Here is a 25,173-nt window from a genome sequence, read left to right on the forward strand (position 1 = left end):
CTTTAGTTGCCGCTCGTCTCTGCGCTTATTAGGCGGGAAGTGCCTGTAGGACATTTCAAGAGCTAATGGCGCGCTTCGAGTGAATTGCTTTGAGCGATCATTGCCGCTGCCCCGACGTCCTACTGCGCAAGGGACCTGCCACAGATGACCGATCCTACTCGAGCTAACCGGCACTTCGCCTCCCCGAAGCCAAAACCAACGTACTATGGGGCGCCTGTGGGCATTCTAATGTTCGAGCGTCCCCGCGACTCCTTTGACCGCCCATTCATTCCGGGAAGCGTCGGGAACGCCAGCACTTGGAGTGTCCCTGTGCGATACAAAACGATGCCCGGTCTCAACTTTAGCAGAATTCTTGGGACTGACGTTGGCGATGTAGCGGAGATCGTTGCACGCGCCGCGGCCGAACTTGCAGACGAAGGTGCTCAATTGATCACGTCCAACTGCGGGTTCATGATTCGCTACCAAGAGGCGGTTCGACGTGCGGTCGATGTGCCGGTACTTCTGTCCAGCCTGCTCCTCGGTCCTTTCCTCGAAAGGCTACTGCCCCAGGGCAAGGCACTAGGCATCATCACCGCAAAAGCATCCTCTCTCTCTCCGGACCTGCTGGAGTTGGCAGGGCTGCGCACGAATTCTGAACGAATTGTGGTTTCGGGACTCGAGGATGCTCCCGCTTTTACTGCAGCCTGGTTGTCGTGCAACGGCGATTTGGATATGGCCGCGGTCGAGAGCGAAACAGTTGAGGCTGCGGTGACACTGCTTGAGACGCGCCCGGATATTGGGACGTTGCTCCTCGAATGCTCAGAGCTGCCGCCCTACTCAGCGGCGGTCCAACAGGCTACCGGCATTCCGGTCTTCGACTTTACCTCCATGGTGGAGTTCTTTATCCGTGGCTTGATACGTAGGCCTTTCAGCGGCATAGGCTAAAGCGGGATGGAGTCAGTGTCATAGCCGCGATCCAGGGCGGGATGTTCCGCAAACGGGCCGGCAAGCAGTTTGGGGTGGCGATCACCACGGCCATCGGCTGGATTCAGCAGGTCGAAGAGGCGGCAGCGTTGAGCCTGGGCAGATGAGGCGTCACAAGCCGAATGCGCTTTAGGGAGACCACGCAGTCCGGCTGTCTCAGCGGATCAGGGACGGCGATTTACGTGGTTTCGTTGGTGAGCTCGCCCGTCGCGGCCTGAAGATCGACTACCAGTGGTTTGGGACTTCGTGCATGCCGAGAAGCTCAGCTTCAAAAAAAGCGTGGCGGCTGGCGAACGCGATCGACCCAAGGTCGCGAGGCGACGAGCCCAGTGGACAAGTATCGAGATCGCGTCGAAGCTGAGCGGCGGGGTCTTCATCGAGACCTGGACCAGGACCGGTAGGCCGCCCTTGCGGGGATGGGGCGCCGCGCGGACATAGACTTCACGCCAAGGTTCCTCACGGCCGCGGGAAGATCATGATTTCCCGGCGGCCTTGCGCCAAGACCGGATCGAAGCGCCATGGGTCATCGAAGGGCCGATCGATGGCGTGAGCTTTCTTGCCTATGTCGAGAAGGTTCTCCCGCCCGTCCTTCGACCCGGCGATATCGTCATCCTGGACAACCTCGGCAGCCACAGGAGCAAGGCAGTTCGCCACCTCATCCGCTCAATTGGCGCCAAGCTCTTCTTCCTGCCAAAATACTCACCCGATCTGAACCCGATTGAACAGGTCGTTGTCAAGCTCAAACACCTGCTTCGCAACGCTGCCGCGCGAACCGTCGACGCAGTCTGCGCCGTTATCGGCCACGCGCTCGACGCCTTCCGCGGAATGTGCCAACTACATCAAAATTCAGGCTATCGAACCTGAAGCTCCTTTGGCAGAATCTACTGCGCCAGTGTTTTTCAAGACTTTGTTTCGGCGGTATAGGCAATGTTGAGAAAGCGGCCGAAGGATGAGATCGACCATGGCGTGACGTACTGCGGGCATGGTCGGTTTGATTCTTTTTTCCGCGCCGTGTGTGCGAGGCGGACGGCATTGCAGGAGGGTGTAAGCAATCATAGTCATTAAAATGTGACGATGTAGGCCTTGCCATGATCGCCCTTCGAAGTGATCAGTCCAAGCTCCTCCTTCTGCTGATCGCGCCGCTCGATCCATTGCACTTCCAGACGCAAAGGGGACGCGGGCGCAAAAAAAGTCCCTTTGCTCGCGCCATTATGCAGGATTGTTGCAGATTACCGCGATTCTTTGCAGAATTCCACCTCCAGGACCAAATAGTTTCATTCGGAATAAGAAGAATAGTCACCTGAAGGAGAGACAAGTGAGCGCTGGAGAGGGAATGATGAGTTCTTCAATTAATCGTAGGCAGCTCGTGCAGGCGAGTTCGTCCGTCCTCATGCTGGGAACACTAAATTCTATCGCGGGCCGCTCTTGGGCAGCCTCCAATGAGCTACGGGTATCCGTGGGCGGAGGTGAATGGGGAAAGGCGAACATCGAAGCGTATGTGAAACCATTTCAAACTGAAACCGGAATCAAGGTGACTTCAATCACCGACGATTCGACCCTGGCGCAGCTCGAGCTCATGGTGACTACGAAAAACGTGAGCCTCGATGTGATCAATCTAGGCGCGCCCTCGGTATCCATCGCAGGTCCCAAAGGGCAGCTCGAAGAGATCGATTACTCCATCTATAAAAAAGAGGAGCTCGATGGCATCGCTGACTTCGCCAAAGAACCGTTCGCGGTCGGTGCGCTCATGTACGCGAACGTTATGGTCTACAACACGCAGAAGTTTCCGCCTGGTCAGGCGCGGCCAACGTCTTGGGCCGAGTTCTGGGATGTGAACAAATTTCCCGGCGTCCGCGTGCTGCCGAGCGGTCAGCGTGGCGTTGAGGGCCCTTGGGAGGAGGCTTTGATGGCGGACGGCGTTCCTATGAACGCGGTCTATCCCATGGACATCGAGCGTATTTTCAAGAGCTTGGACAAGATAAAACCGCATATCCGCAAATGGTGGACTGTTGGGTCCGAGATCCAGCAAATCATGCATGACAAGACGGCCGACCTTGTGAATGCCTTTGATGGCCGGGCTACCCAGCTGATCAATCAGGGTGCGCCACTCGAGATCAATCGAAATCAGGCGAAGCTGCGATGGGACTATTGGGCGATCCCGAAGGGCAGCCCGAATGCGGCCAACGCGCAAAAGTTCATTGAATTCGCTACCCGTGCCGACCGCCAGGCGGCCTTCGCCCAACTGCTGAATTACGGCCCAACCAACCGGCACGCGTTCAAGCTAATCCCCGATAAAATAGCCCGCAATCTCGCCAGCCATCCTGACTATGTAGCGATCAGCCTTCCCTCGAAACCGCAGTGGTACTCTGAGGTTGGCGTGGGTGGTCTAACCAACGCCGAGCAGCTCCGCCGGCGCTGGAACGAGTGGGTTCTGCTCTGATAAATTACTATCCAGGTGAGTAAACCGGACGGCGCTGCGCCCACACGCCGGGCGCGCTAGTCCGGCTGGAGTTACGGTCGAATTGCTTAGGAGCAGAGTTTGCTGGCTACGCACGTCAAAGATTCCCCCAGAATTGCCGAGGATGAAGCATTGAAGAGCTTGGTTCCGACGCAAATCGAATTTCGAAGTGTTACGAAAATGTACGGCCCCGTTGCAGCCGTCAGGGACCTTTCGCTGACTGTTCATCGCGGGGAGTTCTTGACCATTCTCGGTCCAAGCGGCTCAGGCAAGACGACGACATTGATGCTGCTGGCCGGCTTCGAGGCGCCGACCAAGGGCGACATTCTGATCGCTGGGAAATCAGTCGCCGCAGTGCCATCTTATCGGCGCGACCAAGGCATCGTCTTCCAGAGCTATGCGCTCTTTCCACACCTGACGGTGCGAAGAAATCTCGAATTTCCGCTAGAAATGCGCGGCATCAAGGCGGCCGAGAGGACAGCGCGAGTCAATCGCATTCTCGAGCGTGTGCACCTCAGTGATTTCTGTGACCGCATGCCATCGCAGCTAAGCGGTGGCCAGCAGCAGCGCGTTGCGCTTGCTCGCGCACTGATCGCCGATCCACCGGTCCTCCTGCTCGACGAGCCGCTTGGGGCGCTTGATCGCAATCTTCGCGAACAGATGCAGGTTGAGATCAAGAGCCTGCATAAAGATTTTGGCATCACCACCGTGTGCGTAACGCACGATCAGGAGGAGGCACTAACGCTGTCGGACCGGATCGTCGTCATGAGAGAAGGCCGGATCGAGCAGACGGACACGCCGGAAGCGCTCTATGATCGACCAGCAAGCCGGTTTGTGGCCAGTTTTCTTGGCGAAGCCAACATTCTCGAAAATCTCGGTTGTGACCTCGAACTCGTTTCAACTCAGCCGCCTGGCACGTTCTCCATGATCCGACCGGAGCGTATCTGCCTCCTGCCTGGCGACAAAACCAAACGTGCCGATGCAGGCCAGCGCCAGTCTGTCACCGGCACCGTGGACGACATGATCTATGCCGGCCCCTTGCGCAAATACCGTGTGCGCGTTGGAAATAATTTGCTCATGGTGCGTGAGCATGTTGCTTCGGGACAGCAAATATTCCGACCCGGCGACGAAGTGCGTCTCGAATGGTTGCGCTCCGATATCCGGTTTGTTGCCGCGTGAGGGGCTGGGAGGTTCAAGGCACATGCAGACGGTTCAGAAACTCGTCCGAATGCCTATCGGGCTCACTGCACCGGCGCTTACAATCCTGCTAGTCGTTTTCGGCTTACCGATCGTTTTGCTCTTCCTGACCAGCCTTAATGCGCCTGCATTCTCGCTCCTCAACTATCAAGCGTTTTTGCACCAGCCGGCAAACGTTCGTGTACTATTGCAAACCGTTCAGGTCAGCGCAGTAGCTACGGCTATTTGCGTGATCATCGGCTATCCCATGGCCTATCTGATCACGGTCGCTTCGAAGCGCCTGCGTATGGTGCTGCTCGTGCTTGTGATCATCCCCTATCTGACCAGCCTTTTGGTGCGCACCTATGCGTGGATTGTGATACTTGGAGACAACGGATTGGTTAACAGCCTGCTGCTCAGCATAGGGTTGATCTCTAGCCCGCTGTCGCTCATCTACAGCCGACTGGCCGTCTATATCGGCATGGTCCATATTATGCTGCCGGTGATGATTTTACCTTTGGTCAGTGTCATGATGGGAATCGACAGTCGTTAGTGGCGGCTGCTCGAAGCATGGGCGCGCGTCCCTTTTCCGCTTTCTGTCGCGTGTTCCTCCCTCTCAGCCTGCCGGGAATACGCAGCGGCTTGTTGCTCGTCTTCGTATTCTGCCTCGGCTTCTACATCACGCCTGCCGCCCTCGGCGGGCTACGCGACGCCATGCTATCGACTCTCATCGCTGCGCAAGTTGCCAGCTCCTTCAATATCGCGCAAACCGCGACTTCGGCGTTCATCCTCCTCGGCATCGCCGCCGTGGTGCTCTCTATCCTTGGACTCGACCTCTCTGATACTCAGACCTCTGAGGCGACGGCAGCGCGAAAATCTTGGAGCCGCGGTCTACCTTCATTCAGAACTCTGACGCGGTATTTTAATGAACTTGCTAGTCCGTATCGGGCGAAGCGCTGGGCGGCCAAGCTCTACCAGGCTGGCGGTAGCAGCGGCTGGTGGGCGATCATTGGCACGTTGTTCGTCCTGCTCGTTATGTTCTACTTGTTGTTTCCGAGCGTTGTCGTCATTATCATGTCGTTCAGCGGCGGGGAGTTCCTGGAATTCCCGCCCTCTACCCTCTCGCTGAAATGGTACAGGTCCTTCTTCGGCGATCCTTCATGGACCGGTGCAGCCTGGACAAGCATCCAGATCGGAGTCACGGCCGCAGTCCTATCGACCATCGTCGGGACGCTCGCGGCATACGGCCTTAGCCGCACCCTTCCGCGGGTTCGCAGCTTTCTCACTTTGATCATACTCGCGCCGATCACTTTTCCCAGTATTGTTGTCGGCATTGCTGCTTATTTTGGGCTGCTCAATCTCGGACTGATCGGTACCAATACGGGGATTATCCTGACCCATAGCATTGGCGCCATTGCTTATGTAGTGGTGATCGTTTCAGCTACTCTGGCCAATTTCGACCGTCGGCTCGAGCAGGCGGCGAAAAGCATGCGGGCTGGACCTTTCCAGACCTTCAGGAAGGTGACATTGCCGCTTATCCGACCGGGTGTCATGGGCGGAGCTCTATTTGCGTTTATCCACTCCTTTGATGAGGTCATCAAAACATCGCTCGTTAGCGGATTCTCAGTTCGCACCTTGCCGCTTAAGATGTGGGAGAACATCCGAAACCAGATCGACCCGACAATCGCTGCTGTGGCGTCGCTGCTGATACTTTTGCCATTACTTTGGCTGATTCTCCTGCACGTGACGGGCTGGCGCCCGACGCCGAGGGCTCCGCAAGGCGAGCCGCTCACCTGAGGAACGTTAATGGTCTGACCGGTCGGTAAGTAGTCACGCTAGCTCACTAGGACGAGCCATTTTCGGTGTGCAATAGAAAGACCTGTTGGCTCCGCATAGAGGTACCCCCTGGGAAAGCTACTGTACTACAGGTCAGGTAGTCCGACTTCACGGAGGGCATCGCCGCTGAGTTGCGTGTCTCAGACATAACCAGCACGTCAAAGCGGTGTGAGTCCTGGTCTGAGCCGCGCAAACTCCTCCAAAAATGAGTTGAGTCCGTCACCTGGGAAGGGATGGACCATGAAGCCAAGTCGGTTCACAGATGAGCAGACCATTGGGGTTCTGCGCGAGCAGGAAGCCGGAGCAGCAACGGCCGATGTTTGCCGTACCCACGGGGTCTCCAGCGCGGCGTTCTATAAGTGGAAGGCGAGGTATGGCGGCTTGGAAGTGTCCAATGCCAAGCGGCTCAAGGCATTAGAGGACGAGAACGCCAAGCTGAAGAAGCTGTTGGCCGAGGCGATGCTCGACAACGCCTTGCTCAAGGACGTTGCGCCAATAGAATGGTGACGCCCGTCGCGAGACGAGAGGCCGTCGCTCATCTGTGGACTACGTTCGAGGTGAGGGAGCGGCGGGCTTGCAAAAGTCCTTGGCGCAGATCGCGCATCGGTGCGCTATCGCGGCCGGCGAGCCGACGATGCACTCATACGTGCCCGTCTGCGCGAACTGGCGGCGATCCGCTGCCGGTTCGGCTACCGTCGTCTGCTCTGATCATGAACCATAAGAAGCTCCGGCGTCTCTATCGCGAGGAACGGCTTCAAGTCCGCCGGCGTGGTGGACGCAAACCGGCGCTCGGCACCAGAGCGCCGTTGACCGACCAGCTTGATGCCTGTCGAAAAGGCATCATTCTGCTGCACGATGCCCAGGCCCGAACGGTCACCATTATACCGGCATTTTTGCGGTATCTGCGCGAGAACGCGTTTCGTCGTGCATCTCGTACCGGCTGGCACGGTTCAGAGCAAGGTTCAGACCACTCCTTGATTGAGCCGCTGAGGTTTTTAGTCCGATTTGCCGGTGACAGGACGTCTTCATGGAGAGCGTTTGTCTGTCTTGTGCATAACCGCAGCGCTAAACCCTGCTGTGAAGCGGCTCTTTGGAGCTGGAGCTTCGCCCGACCGATTTCGCCGCTTGGGGATGGTTGATGAAAATGCCTTGTATGGCGCTTCATCTGGCAGCGTAAGGCTGTCCACTTGTGCATAAACGTCCCTGAGACGAGGCGCGGCGCCAATTCAGCCTACTCAGCACGCTCAAATGGCGACGACTAGGATCGCTATTGCGCCGCAATCCTTCGCGCGCTCCCATTTGACGAGTACCGGTGCAACCTTCTCCATTATCGGATCCGATAGTCCTCACCACATTAGGTAGGTATCGAGTCTCTGTTGACCACTGTACACCAGCAAGATCGCATTGGATGAAAACGTGCTGATACGAGGCGCGCAATGGAAAGTACAGCTAATCCGCTGGATCGCAGAGCACACGCGTTGAAGTTCATTGAAGGAACTCGCGTCGTTAGCGAGAGTGAACTGCAAGTCAACAACATTACACCTTATCGTGTCACAAAGTCTTATCGCGAACAGATCATCAAAAGCGGCTACTACGATCAGCTGAAGTATATTGTTGAGCCATCAGTCAAGGAGTACGAAAGCCCAGGCAGCTTGGATACTAGCGGCGAGCACGATAACACGGTCGTGCCGGGACTTCAGCACAAGTACGCTCAAACCGGTTTATTGCTGGTGACAGAACGCTGCGGCTCGTATTGCCGTTACTGTTTTCGCAAGCGCATTGTGGGCAAGGTTTCGGATGAAATCGCACCGGACTTCGCTCAGGCCGCGCGATATATTGCGCGGCATCCTGAGATGACCAACGTACTCCTTTCCGGAGGCGACCCGTTCGTGCTCAGCACCGTCAATCTGAACAAGATCGTTGACCACCTGCTCCCAATACATCATTTGAAGTCGATCAGATTTGGCACAAAAATGCTGGCCTATAACCCAAGGCGGTTTGAAGATTCCGCTCTACCGGCGCTATTCCAGCGTATCCACAAGGCAGGTAAAACTCCAATCATCGTCACGCATTTCGATCACGTAGGTGAGATCTCATCTGGCGCGGAGCACAAGGTTCGTGCTTTGCGACCACAGGGCGTGCAATTCCTTAACCAATCCGTGCTTCTAGCCAAAGTCAACGATGATCCCGAAATATTAGCGGCGACCTTCGCCAAATGCCACGAAATCGGAGTGCGACCTTACTACTTATTTCAAGCCAGGCCGGTGAAGGGTGCATCGCACTTCCAAGTCGCATTGCGCCGCGGACTAGAAATAGTACGCGGCATCAACCAACGTCTAAGCGGGATCGAGAAGACATTCAAATACATCATGTCCCATTACACAGGGAAAATAGAAATATTGGACCTAGGACAGGACGGCCGCCTGTATATGCGATACCACCAGAATAAAGTTCCCGAGAAGATCGGCAAGATCTTTTCCCGGCCGCACGTTGCGACGGCCTGCTGGCTTGATGATCTGCCCGAAGAATGAGATCTACCGCACGTTCTCGAGCAACGAACTCGATGAAGCTGCGGTGTCCCTGCCGCTCACGAAGGGCATCCAAGTTGAGCGGCCAGCGGGACCTGGTCCTGAATTCGGTCAAATCGAGCCGCTCCATTGATCATAACGTGGGCGAGATCAGGCCGGGGCAGTCACAGGGGTTCTCTCCGGAAGAGTGTCTTCGTCAGCTGCTGTCGCGAGCGCTGTCAAGGATTTGCTGACGTGCTCGTCAGGTCAATTTAACGTTAGGTGTTTGCTGGCTCCGAAGTCGAAATCAAGATAGCTTAAACAGGTGGGTACGGCTGCTACGCCGACTAAGATGATCTTTGCCGTTGCTCGAATTTGCGGCGTCGGCCGCCGCGCTTCGGCCAACTCTTCAACCTCAATTGGCGCCTAGCCGCGCACCTCGCTGCGCGAGAATGCTCCATCTTCGCTTTGACGCACTAGCCCGAACGGCCGCTCCAGCCTGCGGCGAACACGTGGGAATCAGGGCCAACGTGGCAAGCCACTGCGCGTCCATCTAGGACGAGCTCCGACCCGCCTCAAGCGGTTGCGTTGTCGCAGATAGTCTGGCCATGTCGGACAGTGATAACGCTCAATTCAAAGTTCCGGGTCGGCGATGTTGCGCGCGATAGACCAGCCATAGGCCCCACTTTCTGCATCAAATTATGAAACGTCCGGGCATCTTCCCTCGACACGCGGTATTCAATCTCGACCACAAGCGGGCCGCTGCCTGCTGAAAGTTCGAGCCGAACTTCGGGATCCTTCAACATCTCGGGCTTCTTGCGCAAGATCGCTGATCCGTGGCATCGGCAGCCAAAGGCCTAAGACCGGTGTTACAAGCATTAACCAGCCGAAATCAGAAGGGTTGTTTGTGCGCCCGTGACATCGGTCAGATAACCCCAGACCCAGCTGCCAATGGCAATTCCGCCCGATCCGGCCGCTTGGTAGGCTGCGACCGATCGACCGACGACCCAGCGCGGCGCTGCCAACTGCACTCCAATGTTAAATAGCGTCCAGGCGATCCTCATTAATGCTTGAGTACGAGAAGGAGCTCGCGATCGTTATCCGTGGTCGGCTCCAGACCATTGGCCCATTCTAAGCTGAGCTATTCCCGCGGCAACATTCCACGGGGGTTATCGCCGCCGCGACACTTATTGGCTGCATTCGCACGTGAAGCAGGCTTGCAAGCTTATGATCGATGATGTCTGAACGCTCTCGTTCAAGGCTCAGCAGCACAAGCAACCATATTGGTGATCGCGAGAGTGACATCTACGAGCTTTTCTGCGCTGCACAGGAGATCGGCACTCATTTCCTGATCAGGACCTGCGCCGATCGCTTGGCTGGAGACGGGGATCACACGATCGATTGGAATTGGATCACCGACCTACCTGTTGGTTCCCGCACTGCGCGATTGAGAAGCTGGAATGGTATGGTCTGAGATGGAAGATCGAGGTATTCCACAAGATCCTCAAATCGGGCTGCAAAGCTGAGGAGTCGAAGCTCAGGACCGCCCAGCGTCTGACCAACCTGATCTCGCTCTTTTGCATCCTGAGTTGGCGGGTCTTCTGAATGACGATGCTCAACCGTTCCGCCCCAGACGCGCCCCCACCCCTCGCGTTGACTGCGACTGAAATCGGTGTGTTCGATCGGCTCGTCAACGACAAACCAAAAGCAAGACGGAAAACGCTTTCGGACTACTGATCAATATCGGCCGGCTCGGCGGTTACCTCGCCCGCGCCAGCGATCCGCCGCCCGGCAATATGGTCATAGGGCGCGGGTTTTCACGCCTCACCGACATCGCGCTGCGCGCCATGGTCGGAGGAGAATTTGTGGGTAACTGAAAGCCGGTGAGGACCGCGTAGTTGTCACTCAGGCAACCTGATTTGCTTGGTTGCTCTGGTCGCCAATTCCAGGGCAGAAGTTCGTGGAGCCTTTGGACTGGATGTGCGGCGTTGCGTGCCAGGACGTCGGCGAGCCAGGCTTGTGGATCCACGTCGTTCATTTCGGCCGTGACGATGAGGCTGTACATCATCGGGGCACGGTCGCCGCCGCGGTCGAAGCCACAGGACAGCCAACACTTCCGCTCCAGGGCGATACCGCACAGAGCTTTTTCGGCAGCATTGTTAAAGGGCATGATGTTGCCGGCGCCTCAAGTTCTGTCTTCAAGTTCGGTGGTGAGACTGATCTTTCGGGATTAGTCTGTCGAAGCCGGGATAGGGCCGTCTGGAGCACGGAACGGTGGCAGGCCGTCTTGACGATGAGTTGCGAGCTCCCGTTCTTACTTGGCCGCCCCCGACGACTTGCCCGGCTGCGCTGTGAGCGCGGTCCGTAGATGTCGTGCAAGCCCCTGGCTCCTGCGGCATGGACATCCATCGATCCTTCGCCCAGGTGGCGATATTGGAGGATGGCGCGACAATCCGACAGCTTCGCGTCGATCTCGTCCACGATCGGCGTGTCGCCTTCGCCAAGACGGTCAGCCTGGATGATGAGGTGGTCATCGAGGTGACGGGCAGCAGCGCGGCGGTCGAACGTCCTTCTGCGCCCGCATGTTAAGCGCGTGGCGGTCGCCAACCCGAGAATTGTTCGAGCAACCGCCTATACCTGGTCAAAACGGACAAGGTCGATGCTTGTACCCTGGCAAAGTTGCATGCTGCCGGCTCTTTGCCTGGGGTCTGGATTGCCGACGAGGACACCTACGGCCGCCGGCGTCAGATGACGGAGCGCGCTGCCGTTTTGGCGCAGATCGTCCGAATGAAGGGGCGCATGAAGGCAATCCTACATGCCAATCTCATACCGCCCTACAAGGGCCATCTCTTCGGCAAGTCGGGGTAGCATTGGCTGAACAGTCTGCCTCTTCGTCCGGAGGAATATAAGAAGCTCCAGCGTCTGATCACGCAACTCGAACGCGTGACCAAGCAAGTGTCGGAGATTGACAAAGCTGTGGCGCAACACGCTCTGGACGATCCGCGGGCTCTCACAAACTGATGACAATTCCTGACGTGAGTTCGATCGTCGCCTCGACTGTACTGGCCTCCGGGAACGGCTGGCGCGACGGCCTCTTGCGAGCCACATTCGTCGTCCTGGCTCCGGCCATTTCGGTAGCGAGTTCGTCTTCAGTCGCTGAGGCCTCGAGCTCCTCCAGCGTCCGTTCGAGCTGATCCAGCAGCCTTCAGTATTGCTCGTGCGCGTCCCAACGATCGCGCGGCGTCTATCGCAGCGTAGCCGCCCTCAGGGCGGACATAGCCTCGTTCATCGAACCACATAACCCTGATCCCAAGCCGTTCCGGTGGACCAAGTCAGCCGATGATATCCTTGCTTCCATCGAACGCTTCTGCCGTTACAATGCCCTGGTACAACACGACACAATGTTGCGAACGTCAGGTTCAGGACACTAAAGCGGGATGGGTTTAGGCTGAATCGATTTGGGATTCCCAAATCAGCCGGTTTCTGATTCACCATGCTGGCTGGACGGAGGCCAGCATGGATGGGCAAGCCGTACTCTCTTGATCTTCGCAAGCGTGTTGTGGCCGGGATCGAGGGCGGGATGTCCCGCAATCAGGCCGCCAAGCAATTTGGGGTGGCAATCAGCACGGCCATCGGCTGGATGAAGCGGGTTGATGAGACTGGCAGTGTCGAGCCTAGCCAGATCGGCGGCTACAAGCCGAAGGCAATCTCGGGTGAGCACGCGGTCTGGCTGTCGCAGCGGATCAAGGACGGCGATTTCACCATACGCGGTCTCGTTGCTGAGCTCGCCGGGCGCGGCCTGAAAGTCGATTATCACTCGGTATGGGACTTCGTGCATGCCGAGAAGCTCAGCTTCAAAAAAAAGCGTGGCGGCTGGCGAACGCGATCGTCCCGAGGTCGCGCGGCGGCGAGCCCAGTGGGCAAAGTATCAAGATCGCGTCGAAGCTGAACGGCTGGTCTTCATCGACGAGACCTGGACCAGGACCGACATGGCCCCCTTGCGGGGATGGGCGCCGCGCGGGAGCAGACTTCACGCAAAAGTCCCCCACGGCCGCTGGAAGACCATGACCTTCCTGGCGGCCCTGCGCCATGACCGGATCGATGCGCCATGGTTCATCGAGGGGCCGATCGATGGCGTGAGCTTCCGCACCTATGTCGAGAAGGTTCTCCTGCCGACCCTTCAGCCCGGTGACATCGTCGTCTTGGATAATCTCGGTAGCCACAGGAGCAAAGTGGTTCGCCAGCTCATCCGTTCGGTCGGCGCCAAACTCTTCTTCCTGCCAAAATACTCGCCAGACCTGAACCCGATCTGACCTGCCACTGCATTTTCATCCAGCGGCAGTTAGAGTCTCGGGGTTTTGTACGCCAAGTGGCGCTGATGGAGCAACGGACGATCGGCGGAGCTGGTCGGGGTTGCGCAGCCGATTGTCCGTTGCGGTGAGGTGGGCGGCGTAGGCCGCGGGGGTCAGGTATTTCAGCGACGAGTGGGGACGCTGGAGATTGTAGTCGGCGACCCAGTTGGCGATCTTGGCGCGGGCGTCATCGAGATCGAAGAACAGGGTCTCGTTGAGTAGCTCATCGCGCATCCGGCCATTGAAACTCTCGACGAAGCCGTTCTGCATCGGCTTTCCCGGCGCAATGAAGTGCCAATCGATGGCTGCGTCCTTGCACCAAGCGAGCATGGCGTTGCAGGTGAATTCGGTGCCATGGTCGGACACCATCATTCCTGGCTTGCCGCGTCGCTGGACGATTGCCGTCAGTTCGCGGGCTACGCGCCGCCCCGAGATCGACGTCTCCGGAATGGCGCCCAGGCATTCCTTGGTGACGTCGTCGACGATGTTGAGGATGCGGAAGCGTCGGCCATTGGCGAACTGGTCGTGGACGAAGTCCAGCGACCAGCGCGCGTTCGGCCTCGCCTCGACCAGGATCGGGGCACGGGTCCCCACGGCCTTGCGGCGAGCCCGCCGTTTGCGGACGGTGAGCCCTTCCTCGCGGTAAAGCCGGTAGATCCGGTTGATCCCCGATGGCTCGCCCTCCCGCCGCAGCAAGACGAACAACCGGCGATAGCCGAAACGCCGCCGCTCGTTGGCGAGATCGCGCAATCGGCCACGCAGAACTGCGTCCGGCGGGCGGCTGGAGCGATAGCGGATCATCTTCCGATCCGCTCCCACAATCGAGCAGGCCCGCCGTTCCGACAGGCTCATGACGGCCTGCAGATGCGCGATCGCAGCGCGCTTGGCGGCGGGCCCTACCATTTTTTTTTGAAAGGAGCTCGCGAAGTGTGGCCGCATCGAGCATCTGCTCGGCCAGAAGCTTCTTCAGCTTCCCGTTCTCCTCTTCCAAGGCCCTCAGCCGCTTCGCTTCGGAAACGTCCATGCCGCCGAATTTGGCCTTCCAATTGTAGATCGTCGCCTCGGAAACACCGTGCTTGCGAGCCAGGTCGGCTGTCTTCGCCCCAGCCTCATGCTCCTTCAATACCGCGATAATCTGCTCTTCCGTGAACCTTGCTCGCTTCATCTGTCCGTCCTTCTTCGGGCCGGACCCTAACTCCTTCTGGAGGAAATACGCAGTGGCAGGTCAGATCGAACAAGTCTTTGCCAAGCTTAAGCACTTGGTCCGCAAAGCTGCCGCGCGAACCGTCGACGCTGTCTGCGCAGCAATCGGCCACGCACTCGATGCCTTTACCTCAGAGGAATGCGCCAACTACCTCAAAAATTCAGGCTATCGAACCTAATGTCATCACGCTTTAGCGTCCCTTCATCGGTACAGTTCCGAGATGCTTACCGGCATCTACCAGCAAGATCTCCCCGGTCACGTTGGATGCGCTCGTGAGAAAGAAGAGTGCAGCTTCGGCCATCTGCTCAGGCGTACCGGCCTGGCGCAGGGGCGTTGTCTGCTCCATCGCCTGCTTCGTTTTCTCGTATTCGGCTAAACCCAGTCCGTCCCGGAGCCAACGCGACTGGATGAAGCCGGGACATATCGCATTGACTCTGACCGCGGGACTGAACCAAAGCGCTAGCGTCAGCGTGAGCGTATTGAGTGCCCCCTTGGACGCAACGTAAGGAATTGAACTGCCTAGGCCGGTAGCGCCGGCTGTCGAAGAAATATTGACAATGGAGCCGCGTTGCCTACTTTTCTCCCACTGCTTTTTCATATTTGGCCAAACCGCACGACTCATCATGTACGGGCCAGCGACGTTGACCCACAGGATGCGATCGAAATCCTCAGCCGTGAATCCGTCGAGGTCGCCTGGTTTCTGAAATTTCGTGGTTCCGGCATTGTTGATCAGCCCGTCAATTCGGCCCCACTTCTTCAGGGTCTCTTCGGTTAACTTCCGACAGTCACTGTCCTGTCCCATATCAGCCTGCACCAGTATGGCATCGACACCATGGGCCTTAACCTTAGAATACGTCTCGTCAGCTTCTCTCCTGCTTTTTGTATAGTTAATTGCGACATTCCAGCCGCGACTAGCTAGATCGACCGCGCAGGCTGCTCCCAGCCCTGTCGCTGATCCGGTCACGATTGCTACTTGGGTCATGCTCTACTCCGATATAATGCGGCTGGCTAGCAATGCGGCTCCCGCTGCCTGAAAGACCGACAAGGGCCGTCGAAGACCTGTCCCGGTACATCCGAATAGCTCCCCCTTTGATCCCGGAGAGTCCCGGCCGTGTTTGGGTCAGCAGTCATTCGCGATTAGTTTAGAACGACGAGTCCTTCGATCACTCAGGTAAGGCTTGGTGGGTTGATTAGGTGTTCCGCATGAGGGTAATCATGCATCTTTCAAACTCAATCACCAATGCTGGTAGGTTACGGAAGCCGCTTGGTTTGTTTCGTTTCGGCGATCCGCCCCAAGCCCCGAGGCATTGTGCCGATGCAGGCACGAAATCTAGGTGCCGTCACTGGCGCGCCTATCGCAGCTTAGATCCGAACAACTAGGCTGAACTCGAGGTAACAGCGGTCGTACGAGGCGCGTTTATTGACGAACGGACCTTAGATGGTCGTGCCACTCAGCGCTACGCAATCTGTCTGCGCACCCAACCGCCAGCTGCATCCTACAGCCGCCTGGCGGCTTCGAGCAGCTGGCGCTGTCTCTCTCAGTGAGCAGAATCTTCTGCGAGCGCTGACGCCCACCGAAGTATAAGTTCCCACCTTATTGGACATGTTCAGGCCGCCGCACGATCACCTCAAATAGCGTCGCGACAGCACTCAAATTAATACACGACATTTTGCAATCTCTTACTTGGATGCTGCAGTTTCAAGTGTGAACGTTTAGCGCGAGCTTTTTACGAACTTCATCGGCGCACATCACCCTTACTCCAATGTGCCCGAGAATATGCACCGCTCGGCGCACAAGATCGGCATTCGTCGCAAGCAACCCCGGCGATAGGTACAAATTGTCCTCCAATCCCACTCGTACGTTCGCACCGGCCAAGGCTGCCATTGCGACATAGGGAAGCTGCATCCGACCGATCGAGAACGCCGAGTAGATAGCGCTGGGCGGAAGCGCTTTTACCATTGCCATTAGTGCGGCAGGATCGTGTGAAGCGCCGTAGCGGATACCCATGCATAGTTGGATTAACGGCTGCTTGATCAACCCTTCGGCGATCAGGTCGCGCACTGTCCACAGATGGCCAGTATCGAACACCTCAAGCTCAGGACATACACCAAGTTCCCTTACGCGCGCGGCCATCATGCGCAGCGTTGGATAGGTGTTGATCATAACATAGTTGTGGGCGCCAAAGTTCATGGAACCGCAATCTAACGTGCAAATCTCCGGGAGCAGCTCCTCCACATGAACCAGTCGCTCAAGTGCACCCGCCATGTCCGTCGAAGGGTCAGGCGGAAACGGGGAGACAGGCTCCCCCATCACAAGGTCCCCTCCAATTCCTGTCGTCAAGTTGATTACGGGATTCACGTCGGAATTCCGAATGCGCCGCACGACTTCTCGATAGAGCGCAGGTTCGCGTGACCCTTTCCTCGTTTTGGGATCACGTACGTGAATGTGCACCACCGCTGCCCCGCTTCGTGCTGCCTCGATTGCCGACTCCGCAATTTGCTGTGGAGTGACCGGGACATGCGGGCTACGCTCCACATTTGATCCACTTCCCGTCACTGCACAGGTGATGAACGCCTCCGAAATCATTCCGCCTTTCTCCTCTTTTTGACGATCAACCCGCAAAACCTGGCAGATTGATCATAGGCTTGTCACGCTATCGATTCTGAATATCTGCCATCAAAGCGTGGCAAAGCCTTCATTAAGGCCGGCTCCTTCAGAACGCCCGTCGATAGTTCCGCCTCGGAGCTACGGACGCGGCGGTGCACAGGAAGCAATCGGCGTGCCGCTAACAGGCTCCTGCGGAGGCTCCCCTCAAGAGTGAACGGGGGTCTAGCTGGCTGCTTACCTTTGGAGTGACACCGAGGTTTGTCCGGACCAAGACAACAGAGTAGCCAAATGAACGGGGCGCATCGAATAGTGGCTCAAACCGCATATAAAAGGGTGGCCCAGCGCTTAGGTTGGGAAACTACTCGAGCCGGCGGTGTTGCTTTGGATGCGTACAGGAGAGGAGATAAGAACAGCGAGGGATGACAAGCAGAGCCATTTCGTTGCCGCGCTCCTACCGCGAATCTGCTCGGTTGATGGTACTTGCGTCTGTGCGCGTTCAGAAGGCGAACCGGCGAGCCCCGCGTGTGGGGAGAAGATGAGTCCCGCGCCGTTGAACGTGGGTTATGGGGGACTGTGCTGATCCAAATTCTAACAGTCCAGCCGCCGAAGCAGAATGGGAAGCGCCCTACAGCGAAGTGACGCAACGCACAGGTCTGATCACGTAAAGCCGCTAAACTCCATGGTGTTAGCCATGCGCAGGGAGGCGCTTCCATGCCAACGTTCCAGACATGAGATCGCCAATTCACAAGGCCCACGACTTCCAACCAATACGGCCATCAACGAGGTGACGCAGTCGCTGAATGTCTTGAATCACGCCTCATGGACGCAGTGCCCAGCAGCAGGCATTCGCCGCTCCCGTCTCGTGCGCATAGCCTTATTGCGGCGAGTTCTTACTAGCTGCAAATGCTCGGCTGCATTAATGCTCTGGAAGAGGCGACGCTTAAGGCCGATGTCCTTACGACCACTTGGCGGACCAACGTTGAAAAACACCGATAGTACGGCTGGCGCTGGGAGGTGGAGATGTTCGGCAAAGCTATGAAGTATGCGTGACGCAGACCACCAAGTGGCTGGTAAGCTGCTCGCCTGGCTGGATCAAGAGGCCATAGAAAGTCGAGCGAACCGCATTCGCCGGCAGGGCCTTCCCTGGCTCGGCAAGCAGATTAGGCTGATTGCATACAGGAAATTGCGACCCGAGAGTTATGCCTTCTTTAGCATCGATCGGCATGCCTTCGGCTCACGAGCCGTTGGGCGCAGCTAGTCCAGTGAGGTGATCGAAACCATCGCACTGAATTCAGAGACCAGGGCGACCTTCGCACGCTGAGCCTTCCTTCGGGTGTGGACGAATAGAGTTTGCAATCGCGCCGTCATTTCGATTCCGCGTGGATCTGCCGACGCAGCCCTCCTTCAGCGAGGGCTCCTCGACGATGCCGGTGGTCAGGCCAGCCGGCTGAGGAGGACAGCAGCTGCCGCCGATGTCGATCGAATTGTTTTGGTACAACGGTCCTTCGGCGCCCCCGCCTCTTGGAAAACAAGAGGGTTGTTACAAAAGCGTTGGTCGCTCGGAAACTAACGACGCTTGACGGTGCGGTGGTCTCGGCCGTGGCGGCCTGCGATCCTGGTGGCGTAGTTCGCCGGGTCATCGGCGACTCGCGGGTTCTCGGCCGCAAACGCCCAGATTGCCGCCGAACCGCGCCAGCTCAAGTTCGATCCTCCGCGCACGAAACGTGCTAGCAGATCTTTCGTGGGTAAAAAGCCAAGACGTGCAGACGTGGACCCAGCGCTCGCTTCTATTATCTGAGAGCCCGCGAGTGTGCTCGAGCAAGGGTAACCCGATCAGGAGTCACAGGAACGACTTCGAGCAACCAGGGGCTTGGAGAAGACGGGAGCTCAATAGCAGTTAACAAGCCGGAATTTCCTTCACCAGAAGCGGTAGTGTCGCAATCATCATTCTTGCTGTACGAGAGCCAAATGCGAGCCAAATGCAGGTGTAATGGACCGCCCCACGATGGGACTAAGTGCAGAAAATGACGTAAGCCCGGACCATCTGTTCGCTGAGCCGTGGCGTCATCGAGCCATCAATGCTGTGTCACGAGCGTTTCGTCGCATTCTTCGTTTTCATGTGCAAGGTAACCATCAATGTCAGGACTCTCGGTAGAAACCCACCTGGGCGATCACGTCGCAAAGATGGCAAGCAAGATCAAAGAACTAGAAGAAAAATATGAAACGACAACGGTCGGAGAACTGATTTCGAAGCGCGCAAGGACGCACGCGTCCACGATTGCAGTCGACGTATTTGACCGCAACGAGCGTGCCACTTATTTGGAGATTCACCAGTTGTCCAATAAGTACGGACACGCACTGCGGACATTTGGCGTGCGCAAGGGGGATCGCATCGGCGTTATGTTAAGCAACCGTATCGAGTTTCCAATCATCTGGTTCGCGATAGCAAAGATTGGCGCGGTCATAGTCCCTATCAACATGCGTTATACTCCGAGGGAGATCGAGTACGTTCTCAGCGAGACACAGGCGACGTATGCGGTGGTGGAGAATCGCGCGTGGCCAGTGTTCGCCGCTATGCAGCCGTGGCCACGGCAGCTGGAAACGCAACGGATACTCCTTGTCGAAAAAGCGTCCGACGGAGCCACCGCTTCGCTTGAGCAATTGCTCCAGGGAATCGAGGAATCAGACCTGAAGGAGGACGTCTGCCCCAACGATCTGCTGAATATTCAGTTTACATCAGGAACAACCGGCTTTCCGAAAGGATGCATGTTGACACACGACTATTGGGGCGTGAGCTCATACCAATGGGCCTGTTGGGATGGGCAGTTGTACCGCAGGCATTTGTCTGCCCAACCATTCTTCTATATAGACCCTCAATGGCATCTTCTGAGTGCGTATCGGCAGGGCGGGACATTCTATTTGGCGCCGCAGGTGAGTTCGACTCGATTCCTCGGTTGGGTCAGGCAGCACCGCATCGAGTGGTGCCAATTTCCCGAGCTGGTAGCACGCGAGGCAGAAGCCGCAGATGAGAACGGCACCACATGTTTGAAGCGAACTATAAATTGGGGTTGGAATCCCAATACTGTGCGCCAGTTTCGGGAACGATTTCGGGTGCCCACTCAAGATGCATATGGAATGACGGAAATTGGCTTTGGCACTCGAATGGCAGTTGAACTCGACGAATTTGCTGAATCGGGTTCTGTGGGAATACCTGTTCCATTTCGTTCGCTGCGGTTGATGAATGAGGATGGTACTGCCACGGCCGTTGGTGAGGTTGGTGAGCTGTGGGTGAGCGGACGGGGGATATTTGAGGGGTACTGGAATAAACCGGATGCAAATGCCGCTCAGTTTGAAGGCAATTGGTTCAAGACTGGAGATCTGATGCGCCGCGACGAAATTGGCTTTTATTGGCTGGTTGGACGCAAGAAGGATATGATCCGCCGTTCGGGTGAGAACATAGCGGCCCGCGAGATCGAAGCGGTTATCCGCGAGATTCCGGAAATTTCGGATGTAGCCGCGGTGCCCGTTCATGATGCTAAACGTGGCGAGGAGGTTAAGATCTGCGTTGAGCTAAAACAGGGACTCCCTCCTGGCGCCTTGTCCGTCGAGCGCATACTTCAACATGCTCGCTCCAAGTTGGCCATATTCAAGGTGCCGCGGTACATCGCCTTTCTTGCAGCACTCCCGAGAACGACTTCCAGCAACAAAGTTCTCAAGCGTGAGCTGATGAACGTGAGCGACCAGCTTTCTGGTGCGTACGATGCTGAGCAGAAGCGATGGCGCTGACGCCGACAGTGTTTAATCGGCTCCTATGCTGAGAGTAACCGTACACGGCAAAGGGCGGTCATTGTATCAAACCGGCGCAGAGCTCTAAGGATCACTTCCCTCGAATCGATAGACGGCCTTTAAGGGGCGCGCGAGCCAGCTCGACGACCGCGCATACCTCCGCAAACTATCCCATGATAAGAGAGCAGGTGGGATCTCTGGGGTGGTCCTCACTGGGGAGGATAGGTCTGCTGCCAGAGATCGGAGCGATCTCCGACGACCGCAGCCGAGGCCTGCTGGCGCGCGGCAACATGGCGTCGGGGCTCTAACCGTGCACGGTCTTCTCGATCTGCCAGAGTCTTACCATCCGCTCGACCGTCGGCGTTGCCACGATCGTGCTCCCTGCAACATGCAGCTCGTAGAACTTGCGCCTGCTGTGGGATCAGCAGCCAGGCAATGTGATGCTATCATTGCCGTGTTATAGGCGGCGTAGCCATCCACTTGCAGGATGCCGCGATAACCATTGAGATGGCGGACCGCACATTCGCCGGCGCCGCTGTCTTCGAAACGATACGTCACCGTCGGGGCATTGCTGCGGCCAGACGTTCGGTCAGCCCTGGCATAGGCCCATAAGGAGGCCGTCCTTGTCGATCCGGAGCCGGGAGCGAGCGTCGGTAAAGTGGTTTCGTCGGCAAAGACCCGTTCGGCCTTCTTGACCTCGCTGAAGATGCAGTCGGCCATGATCTCGAGCTCGAAGCCGAGCTTGCCCATCCATTTCGCCAGCAGCTGCCGGTGGAGTTCGACACGATCCGTGGCGTAGTTAGCCTCCTGCCGGTAGAGCGGCACGCCGTCCGCATATTTGGCGACGGCGATCTGGGCCAGAAGCGCTTCCGTCGGAACGCCTCCTTCGATGATATGGACCCGGGCCGGCGCCTGGATCACGCCGTCCGCGTTCTTAAAGGCATACTTGGGACGGCGCGTGACGATCACCCGGAACATCGCCGGCACCACATCCAGACGCTCCGACACGTCCTCGCCGATCAACACCTTCTGCTTACCAGCATGCTCAGCCAGCTCTTCCGGCTCAATGACAGTTTCGATCCGTTCCAGATGGGGCGCAAAGCCCTTGCGCCGACGCGGTGCACGCCTGCCGTCCGCTTGCGCACGACCCTTGCTGACCTGGGCCTTGATCGCGGCAATACCGGTCTCGATCTCCTCGAAGACAAAGGCCTGCTGTTCATCGACGCCGTTCGCCAAGCCGGGATACGGACACGATGAGCGGCGGCTCGGGCGCCATGTATGAGCAATTGTTTGCGAATGTAGCCGTCGCCGCGCTTGCTGATACCACCCAAACGCTCCTTGCCCCCGGTCGAATGCTGCTGCGGTACTAATCCAAGCCAGGCAGCGAAATGCCTTGCTGAAGCGAACTGATGTGGATGATCGACAGGTGCCGCCAGGGCGGTAGCGGCAAATGGGCCGATGCCCGCCACCTTCATAAGACGCCGACAAACTTCATTGTCTTTGGCAGTCGAAAGGATCATCTTCTGGTAGCTTTCAATGTGCAGCTTAAGGTCTTCGATCTGATCGATTAGGATTGAAGGGCTCTACGCGCACTCTGCGGAATACGCTTGTCAACGTGCACGAGTGCCATGAGCTCTCTCGCGTTTGCTTTTCCCTTCCCGGTCACGATCCCCAATCGCTCAAATGACCACGCAGAGCATTTATCGGGCCTGTGCGCTGTCGGATGAGCAAATCCCGCGTTCGATGCAGCATTGAAAGTCCTTGCTGCTCGACGGATTTTACACGGACAAAGCGCGTGCCAGGCCGTTGGACAGCTTCCCGGTACGCCTCCGCATCAGCAGCATCATATTTGTTTGTCTGCACGTAAGCTCGTACGTAGCGGGCCGGCATAAGACGTGCTTTGTGCCCAAGCCTTGTTAGTTCACGAGCCCAATGATGAGCGCTGCCGCAAGCCTCAAGACCAACGAGACAACTTGGAAGCCTTGAAAAAACTCGAGGGCCTTCCCGCGGGCGAGTTTCTCGCGGATAGTGTCTCTATCCGCCGTAATCCAGTGAATTTGAAACCAGGTCTTCGAGATATCAAGCCCGATTGTTGTCATAGCCATAGCTTATCCTCGTTGGGGTGCTCTTTCGCAGCTTATCAGGGCGGGGCCGTCCATCTCATTTTGTGCGCAATGACCGGCTCCGTGAGGTGAGCTCTCACGATCTCTGGCGCGCTGCTGAAGATCGACATCTACAGGCACTTTTCACGCCATTGCCAATTTCGGTGAACGAATACTGCGGTGATTTGAAAGATTTAGGCGCACGTCGGGGTTGTCTTCCGGGAGAAGCTGTTCATGCAGGCAGCGGCCATCGCCATCGATGGCAGCAAGAAGGCCACCACAGCCGCGACTTAACTCACATCCAGGAAAATCGACGTGCGTGCCCAGTACCGACGTCGTCGAAGCTGCGCTTACGAGCGACGAGCTGAGGAAAGCGCAAGAAGTAAGCGCATCGACCGCGGCTGCTGACGCCTGCACATTCCTCTGAGCTTGAGCGGCGGTTGAAATGGCAGAAGTGATCTCGGCCGCTCAGTCGTAGTACACGCAGAAGCGCGCCTCGATACTCTCACGGGGCTTTGCACTAGGATATGCGCGACGAATATCGAACGCCGAGTGAGGCGCCATGGCATTGCAATGCGCTTCCGAATCATAGCCCTTAAACAAAATGAGCTCGTCCGCTGTCATCTCGGGAAAATAATACCAACGCTGAGCTGGATTGAAGCGCATGACGCAAAACTTAAGCTTGGTGCCACGAAACGTGTAGTCCACCACGACACTGTCGTTATCGTCAACGGTGGCGTCATCGCAGAACGCTAAGGGGAAATCCTGCGGAGGCGGCGAGAGGGCATGCCAAGTTTGAACGATGATCAATCGAGAATACACTCTGGACGGAATACCTTGCAATTGGTCCTCGATCGCGGCAGTTATGGGGCCGGAGATCGGTGCGTAATCAATATGAGCCAATAGACCCGGCTCACATCCTTCGGGAAAGGATCTCCCGCTGGTAGAACGAACAATAACAGCTTGTCGGCGGGGCACGACCCACGACGCATTGAAGTAGTGCTTGATGAACGGAACCATGTCTTCCAGGTATCTGTGGCAGAAAGTTCTTGGATCCCCCTCGTTTGCACAGGATATCTTGTGCTGAATGAGGGTGAAACCTTCGCGGTCGAGAGATAGTTCGTCCAAGATGGGACGCGCGTTGCGAATAGTAACGTTGTAGCCAACCATTGGCGGCAGGACGACGTGTATTGGCCGAGCGCCTGAACTAGAGGCCATGTCGCATCCCGGGAAAACAACTTCGGGAGCTTTTTCGTCGGACGTGCGTCGAGCAAAGTTAATTTGGCTTTGCACAAACTCCAAGTGATCGCGGTTTACCATTGACGAGGCTGGTCTCGCATTTTCCATGGCTGCTTATCTCCTCTAAGATACGGTTTCTCGACACGTCAGGTCGCCGCTACTTACAGCTTTACTCGAGAGAGCTGGTGGCACCCTGAAGAGTACAGCAAAAGAGAAGGGATTCTTCCTATCGAATCTGGCAGGAAGCGCAAGATCGCTCCGAGGTCGGGCAATTATGATGACATGAACGATGGGAATCCAACATGGGGGCTCGCCGACCTATGCCCTTCATGTAATTCGCGAGTTGGTCCGAATATCGAGTTCGATCTCACGCGTCACCTCGATGATGCACTCTGGATGGTGGCCGTTCTCGACAAGAGCATATTTCAAAGCTTGGGCGCGGCTGACAAAAAGGCCGCCAAAGGAGCCCCCTTGTTCGCGGGCAACCCAGTTGCCGCGCTGGTTCCTGCCAACAAAAACAATCCGCGGTGCAGAGCCAGACCAAGGAGGCCCCAAGAGCTGAGTCATCATGTCTCATCCTTGACCTGCCGGTTCAGGTTCGTCAGTCGAGTTGCTAATAGTGATCACCGGTTTCCAAGTCTTGATCGTATTTGTGACCCTAGCTTGCATGACGCCTCTCAACGGATAGGTGGTGTCGAACATCGGATCGACTGCCAGCGGTCCAATCTGTGGCTCTGGCCGCCCGCCACAGAGTTCGGCTGCAGGATACGTCAAACCTGGACGGAGCTCCCCTACGAGTTCTGGGGGCAACGCGGAGTTCGGAAATCACTAATGGCTTTGGCTCTGCCGCTGCTTTAAGGCATCGATCCGATCGCTCCTTAAGGCCTAGGCGCCGCTGAAGAAGGCTGTAATCGATATCAAAAAGTCGGCCACTCGCCGGCT

At 57.0% G+C, this 25,173-nt stretch carries 14 protein-coding genes and 12 pseudogenes; 14 read left to right on the plus strand and 12 right to left on the minus strand.

Features of this window, described 5'->3' with window-relative positions:
* Positions 1–228 precede the first annotated feature (228 nt).
* Complete coding sequence (locus tag ACNJYA_RS09100; RefSeq protein WP_439402572.1) at positions 229–924, plus strand: hypothetical protein; 696 nt, start codon at positions 229–231, stop codon at positions 922–924.
* A 41-nt stretch (positions 925–965) separates the two neighbouring features.
* Positions 966–1,827 (plus strand): annotated as a pseudogene (locus ACNJYA_RS09105) (IS630 family transposase).
* Between the two features lie 46 nt (positions 1,828–1,873).
* On the opposite strand, the pseudogene ACNJYA_RS09110 reads toward ACNJYA_RS09105, so the two are convergent.
* Positions 1,874–2,126: pseudogene (locus ACNJYA_RS09110) on the minus strand (IS701 family transposase); the annotation flags it as partial.
* 173 nt (positions 2,127–2,299) lie between these two features.
* Here ACNJYA_RS09110 and ACNJYA_RS09115 point away from each other — a divergent pair.
* From ACNJYA_RS09115 to ACNJYA_RS09140, 6 genes and pseudogenes are all read left to right on the plus strand, one after another.
* A complete protein-coding gene (locus ACNJYA_RS09115; RefSeq protein ID WP_439403407.1) occupies positions 2,300–3,403 on the plus strand; it encodes an ABC transporter substrate-binding protein in 1,104 nt (367 codons plus the stop codon).
* A 198-nt stretch (positions 3,404–3,601) separates the two neighbouring features.
* Positions 3,602–4,600 carry an ABC transporter ATP-binding protein gene (locus tag ACNJYA_RS09120; RefSeq protein ID WP_439403408.1) on the plus strand — a complete coding sequence of 333 codons (999 nt, stop codon included), beginning with the start codon at positions 3,602–3,604 and terminating at the stop codon, positions 4,598–4,600.
* 22 nt (positions 4,601–4,622) lie between these two features.
* On the plus strand, positions 4,623–5,150 hold the full coding sequence (locus ACNJYA_RS09125) for an ABC transporter permease (protein ID WP_439402573.1): 528 nt from the start codon (positions 4,623–4,625) through the stop codon (positions 5,148–5,150).
* Positions 5,151–5,167: 17 nt separating this feature from the next.
* A complete protein-coding gene (locus tag ACNJYA_RS09130) occupies positions 5,168–6,394 on the plus strand; it encodes an ABC transporter permease subunit (protein WP_439402574.1) in 1,227 nt (408 codons plus the stop codon).
* Positions 6,395–6,673: 279 nt separating this feature from the next.
* A pseudogene (locus tag ACNJYA_RS09135) lies at positions 6,674–7,242 on the plus strand (transposase); the annotation flags it as partial.
* Between the two features lie 627 nt (positions 7,243–7,869).
* Positions 7,870–8,964, plus strand: a complete 1,095-nt coding sequence (locus ACNJYA_RS09140; RefSeq protein WP_439402575.1) for a KamA family radical SAM protein — start codon at positions 7,870–7,872, stop codon at positions 8,962–8,964.
* A 402-nt stretch (positions 8,965–9,366) separates the two neighbouring features.
* Here the strand turns inward: ACNJYA_RS09140 and ACNJYA_RS09145 are convergent.
* A pseudogene (locus ACNJYA_RS09145) lies at positions 9,367–10,010 on the minus strand (MFS transporter); the annotation flags it as partial.
* Between the two features lie 866 nt (positions 10,011–10,876).
* Positions 10,877–11,104: pseudogene (locus ACNJYA_RS09150) on the minus strand (transposase domain-containing protein); the annotation flags it as partial.
* Between the two features lie 233 nt (positions 11,105–11,337).
* Here ACNJYA_RS09150 and ACNJYA_RS09155 point away from each other — a divergent pair.
* Complete coding sequence (locus ACNJYA_RS09155) at positions 11,338–11,529, plus strand: hypothetical protein (RefSeq protein WP_439402576.1); 192 nt, start codon at positions 11,338–11,340, stop codon at positions 11,527–11,529.
* A gap of 478 nt (positions 11,530–12,007) precedes the next feature.
* Here the strand turns inward: ACNJYA_RS09155 and ACNJYA_RS09160 are convergent.
* Positions 12,008–12,183 (minus strand): annotated as a pseudogene (locus tag ACNJYA_RS09160) (IS66 family transposase); the annotation flags it as partial.
* Between ACNJYA_RS09160 and ACNJYA_RS09165 the strand changes: the two are divergent.
* Positions 12,177–12,371 (plus strand): annotated as a pseudogene (locus ACNJYA_RS09165) (IS630 family transposase); the annotation flags it as partial. The pseudogenes ACNJYA_RS09160 and ACNJYA_RS09165 sit on opposite strands and share 7 nt — an antisense overlap.
* An 89-nt stretch (positions 12,372–12,460) precedes the next feature.
* Positions 12,461–13,250: pseudogene (locus tag ACNJYA_RS09170) on the plus strand (IS630 family transposase); the annotation flags it as partial.
* Positions 13,251–13,268: 18 nt separating this feature from the next.
* Here the strand turns inward: ACNJYA_RS09170 and ACNJYA_RS09175 are convergent.
* A protein-coding gene (locus tag ACNJYA_RS09175; RefSeq protein WP_439402577.1) for an IS3 family transposase occupies positions 13,269–14,457 on the minus strand; the annotation gives its coding sequence in 2 pieces (ribosomal slippage) (positions 13,269–14,201 and positions 14,203–14,457; 1,188 coding nt in all).
* Here ACNJYA_RS09175 and ACNJYA_RS09180 point away from each other — a divergent pair.
* Positions 14,447–14,674, plus strand: a pseudogene (locus ACNJYA_RS09180) (hypothetical protein); the annotation flags it as partial. The gene ACNJYA_RS09175 and the pseudogene ACNJYA_RS09180 overlap by 11 nt on opposite strands.
* A 12-nt stretch (positions 14,675–14,686) precedes the next feature.
* On the opposite strand, the gene ACNJYA_RS09185 reads toward ACNJYA_RS09180, so the two are convergent.
* Both ACNJYA_RS09185 and ACNJYA_RS09190 read right to left on the minus strand, forming a co-directional pair.
* Positions 14,687–15,478, minus strand: a complete 792-nt coding sequence (locus tag ACNJYA_RS09185) for an SDR family NAD(P)-dependent oxidoreductase (protein ID WP_439402579.1) — start codon at positions 15,476–15,478, stop codon at positions 14,687–14,689.
* A 717-nt stretch (positions 15,479–16,195) separates the two neighbouring features.
* Positions 16,196–17,083: a 3-keto-5-aminohexanoate cleavage protein gene (locus ACNJYA_RS09190; RefSeq protein ID WP_439402581.1), complete on the minus strand. Its 888-nt coding sequence runs from the start codon at positions 17,081–17,083 to the stop codon at positions 16,196–16,198.
* 2,157 nt (positions 17,084–19,240) lie between these two features.
* On the opposite strand from ACNJYA_RS09190, the gene ACNJYA_RS09195 reads away from it, so the two are divergent.
* Entirely contained in the window at positions 19,241–20,890 is a 1,650-nt protein-coding gene (locus tag ACNJYA_RS09195) for a class I adenylate-forming enzyme family protein (RefSeq protein WP_439402582.1), read from the plus strand.
* A gap of 218 nt (positions 20,891–21,108) precedes the next feature.
* Here ACNJYA_RS09195 and tnpC read toward each other — a convergent pair.
* Both tnpC and ACNJYA_RS09205 read right to left on the minus strand, forming a co-directional pair.
* Positions 21,109–22,111 (minus strand): annotated as a pseudogene (tnpC, locus tag ACNJYA_RS09200) (IS66 family transposase); the annotation flags it as partial.
* A 65-nt stretch (positions 22,112–22,176) separates the two neighbouring features.
* Positions 22,177–22,365: pseudogene (locus ACNJYA_RS09205) on the minus strand (transposase); the annotation flags it as partial.
* Here ACNJYA_RS09205 and ACNJYA_RS09210 point away from each other — a divergent pair.
* A complete protein-coding gene (locus ACNJYA_RS09210; RefSeq protein ID WP_439403533.1) occupies positions 22,300–22,461 on the plus strand; it encodes a hypothetical protein in 162 nt (53 codons plus the stop codon). The pseudogene ACNJYA_RS09205 and the gene ACNJYA_RS09210 overlap by 66 nt on opposite strands.
* 91 nt (positions 22,462–22,552) lie before the next feature.
* Here the strand turns inward: ACNJYA_RS09210 and ACNJYA_RS09215 are convergent.
* From ACNJYA_RS09215 to ACNJYA_RS09225, 3 genes and pseudogenes are all read right to left on the minus strand, one after another.
* Positions 22,553–22,798 (minus strand): annotated as a pseudogene (locus ACNJYA_RS09215) (IS110 family transposase); the annotation flags it as partial.
* Between the two features lie 662 nt (positions 22,799–23,460).
* Complete coding sequence (locus ACNJYA_RS09220) at positions 23,461–24,339, minus strand: CmcJ/NvfI family oxidoreductase (protein ID WP_439402583.1); 879 nt, start codon at positions 24,337–24,339, stop codon at positions 23,461–23,463.
* Positions 24,340–24,558: 219 nt separating this feature from the next.
* The gene (locus ACNJYA_RS09225; protein WP_439403409.1) at positions 24,559–24,798 is read right to left on the minus strand and encodes a hypothetical protein; all 240 of its coding nucleotides are present in this window, start codon (positions 24,796–24,798) and stop codon (positions 24,559–24,561) included.
* Between the last annotated feature and the right edge of the window lie 375 nt (positions 24,799–25,173).

The organism is Bradyrhizobium sp. BLXBL-01, from assembly GCF_051853025.1.
Taxonomy (GTDB): Bacteria; Pseudomonadota; Alphaproteobacteria; order Rhizobiales; family Xanthobacteraceae; genus Bradyrhizobium.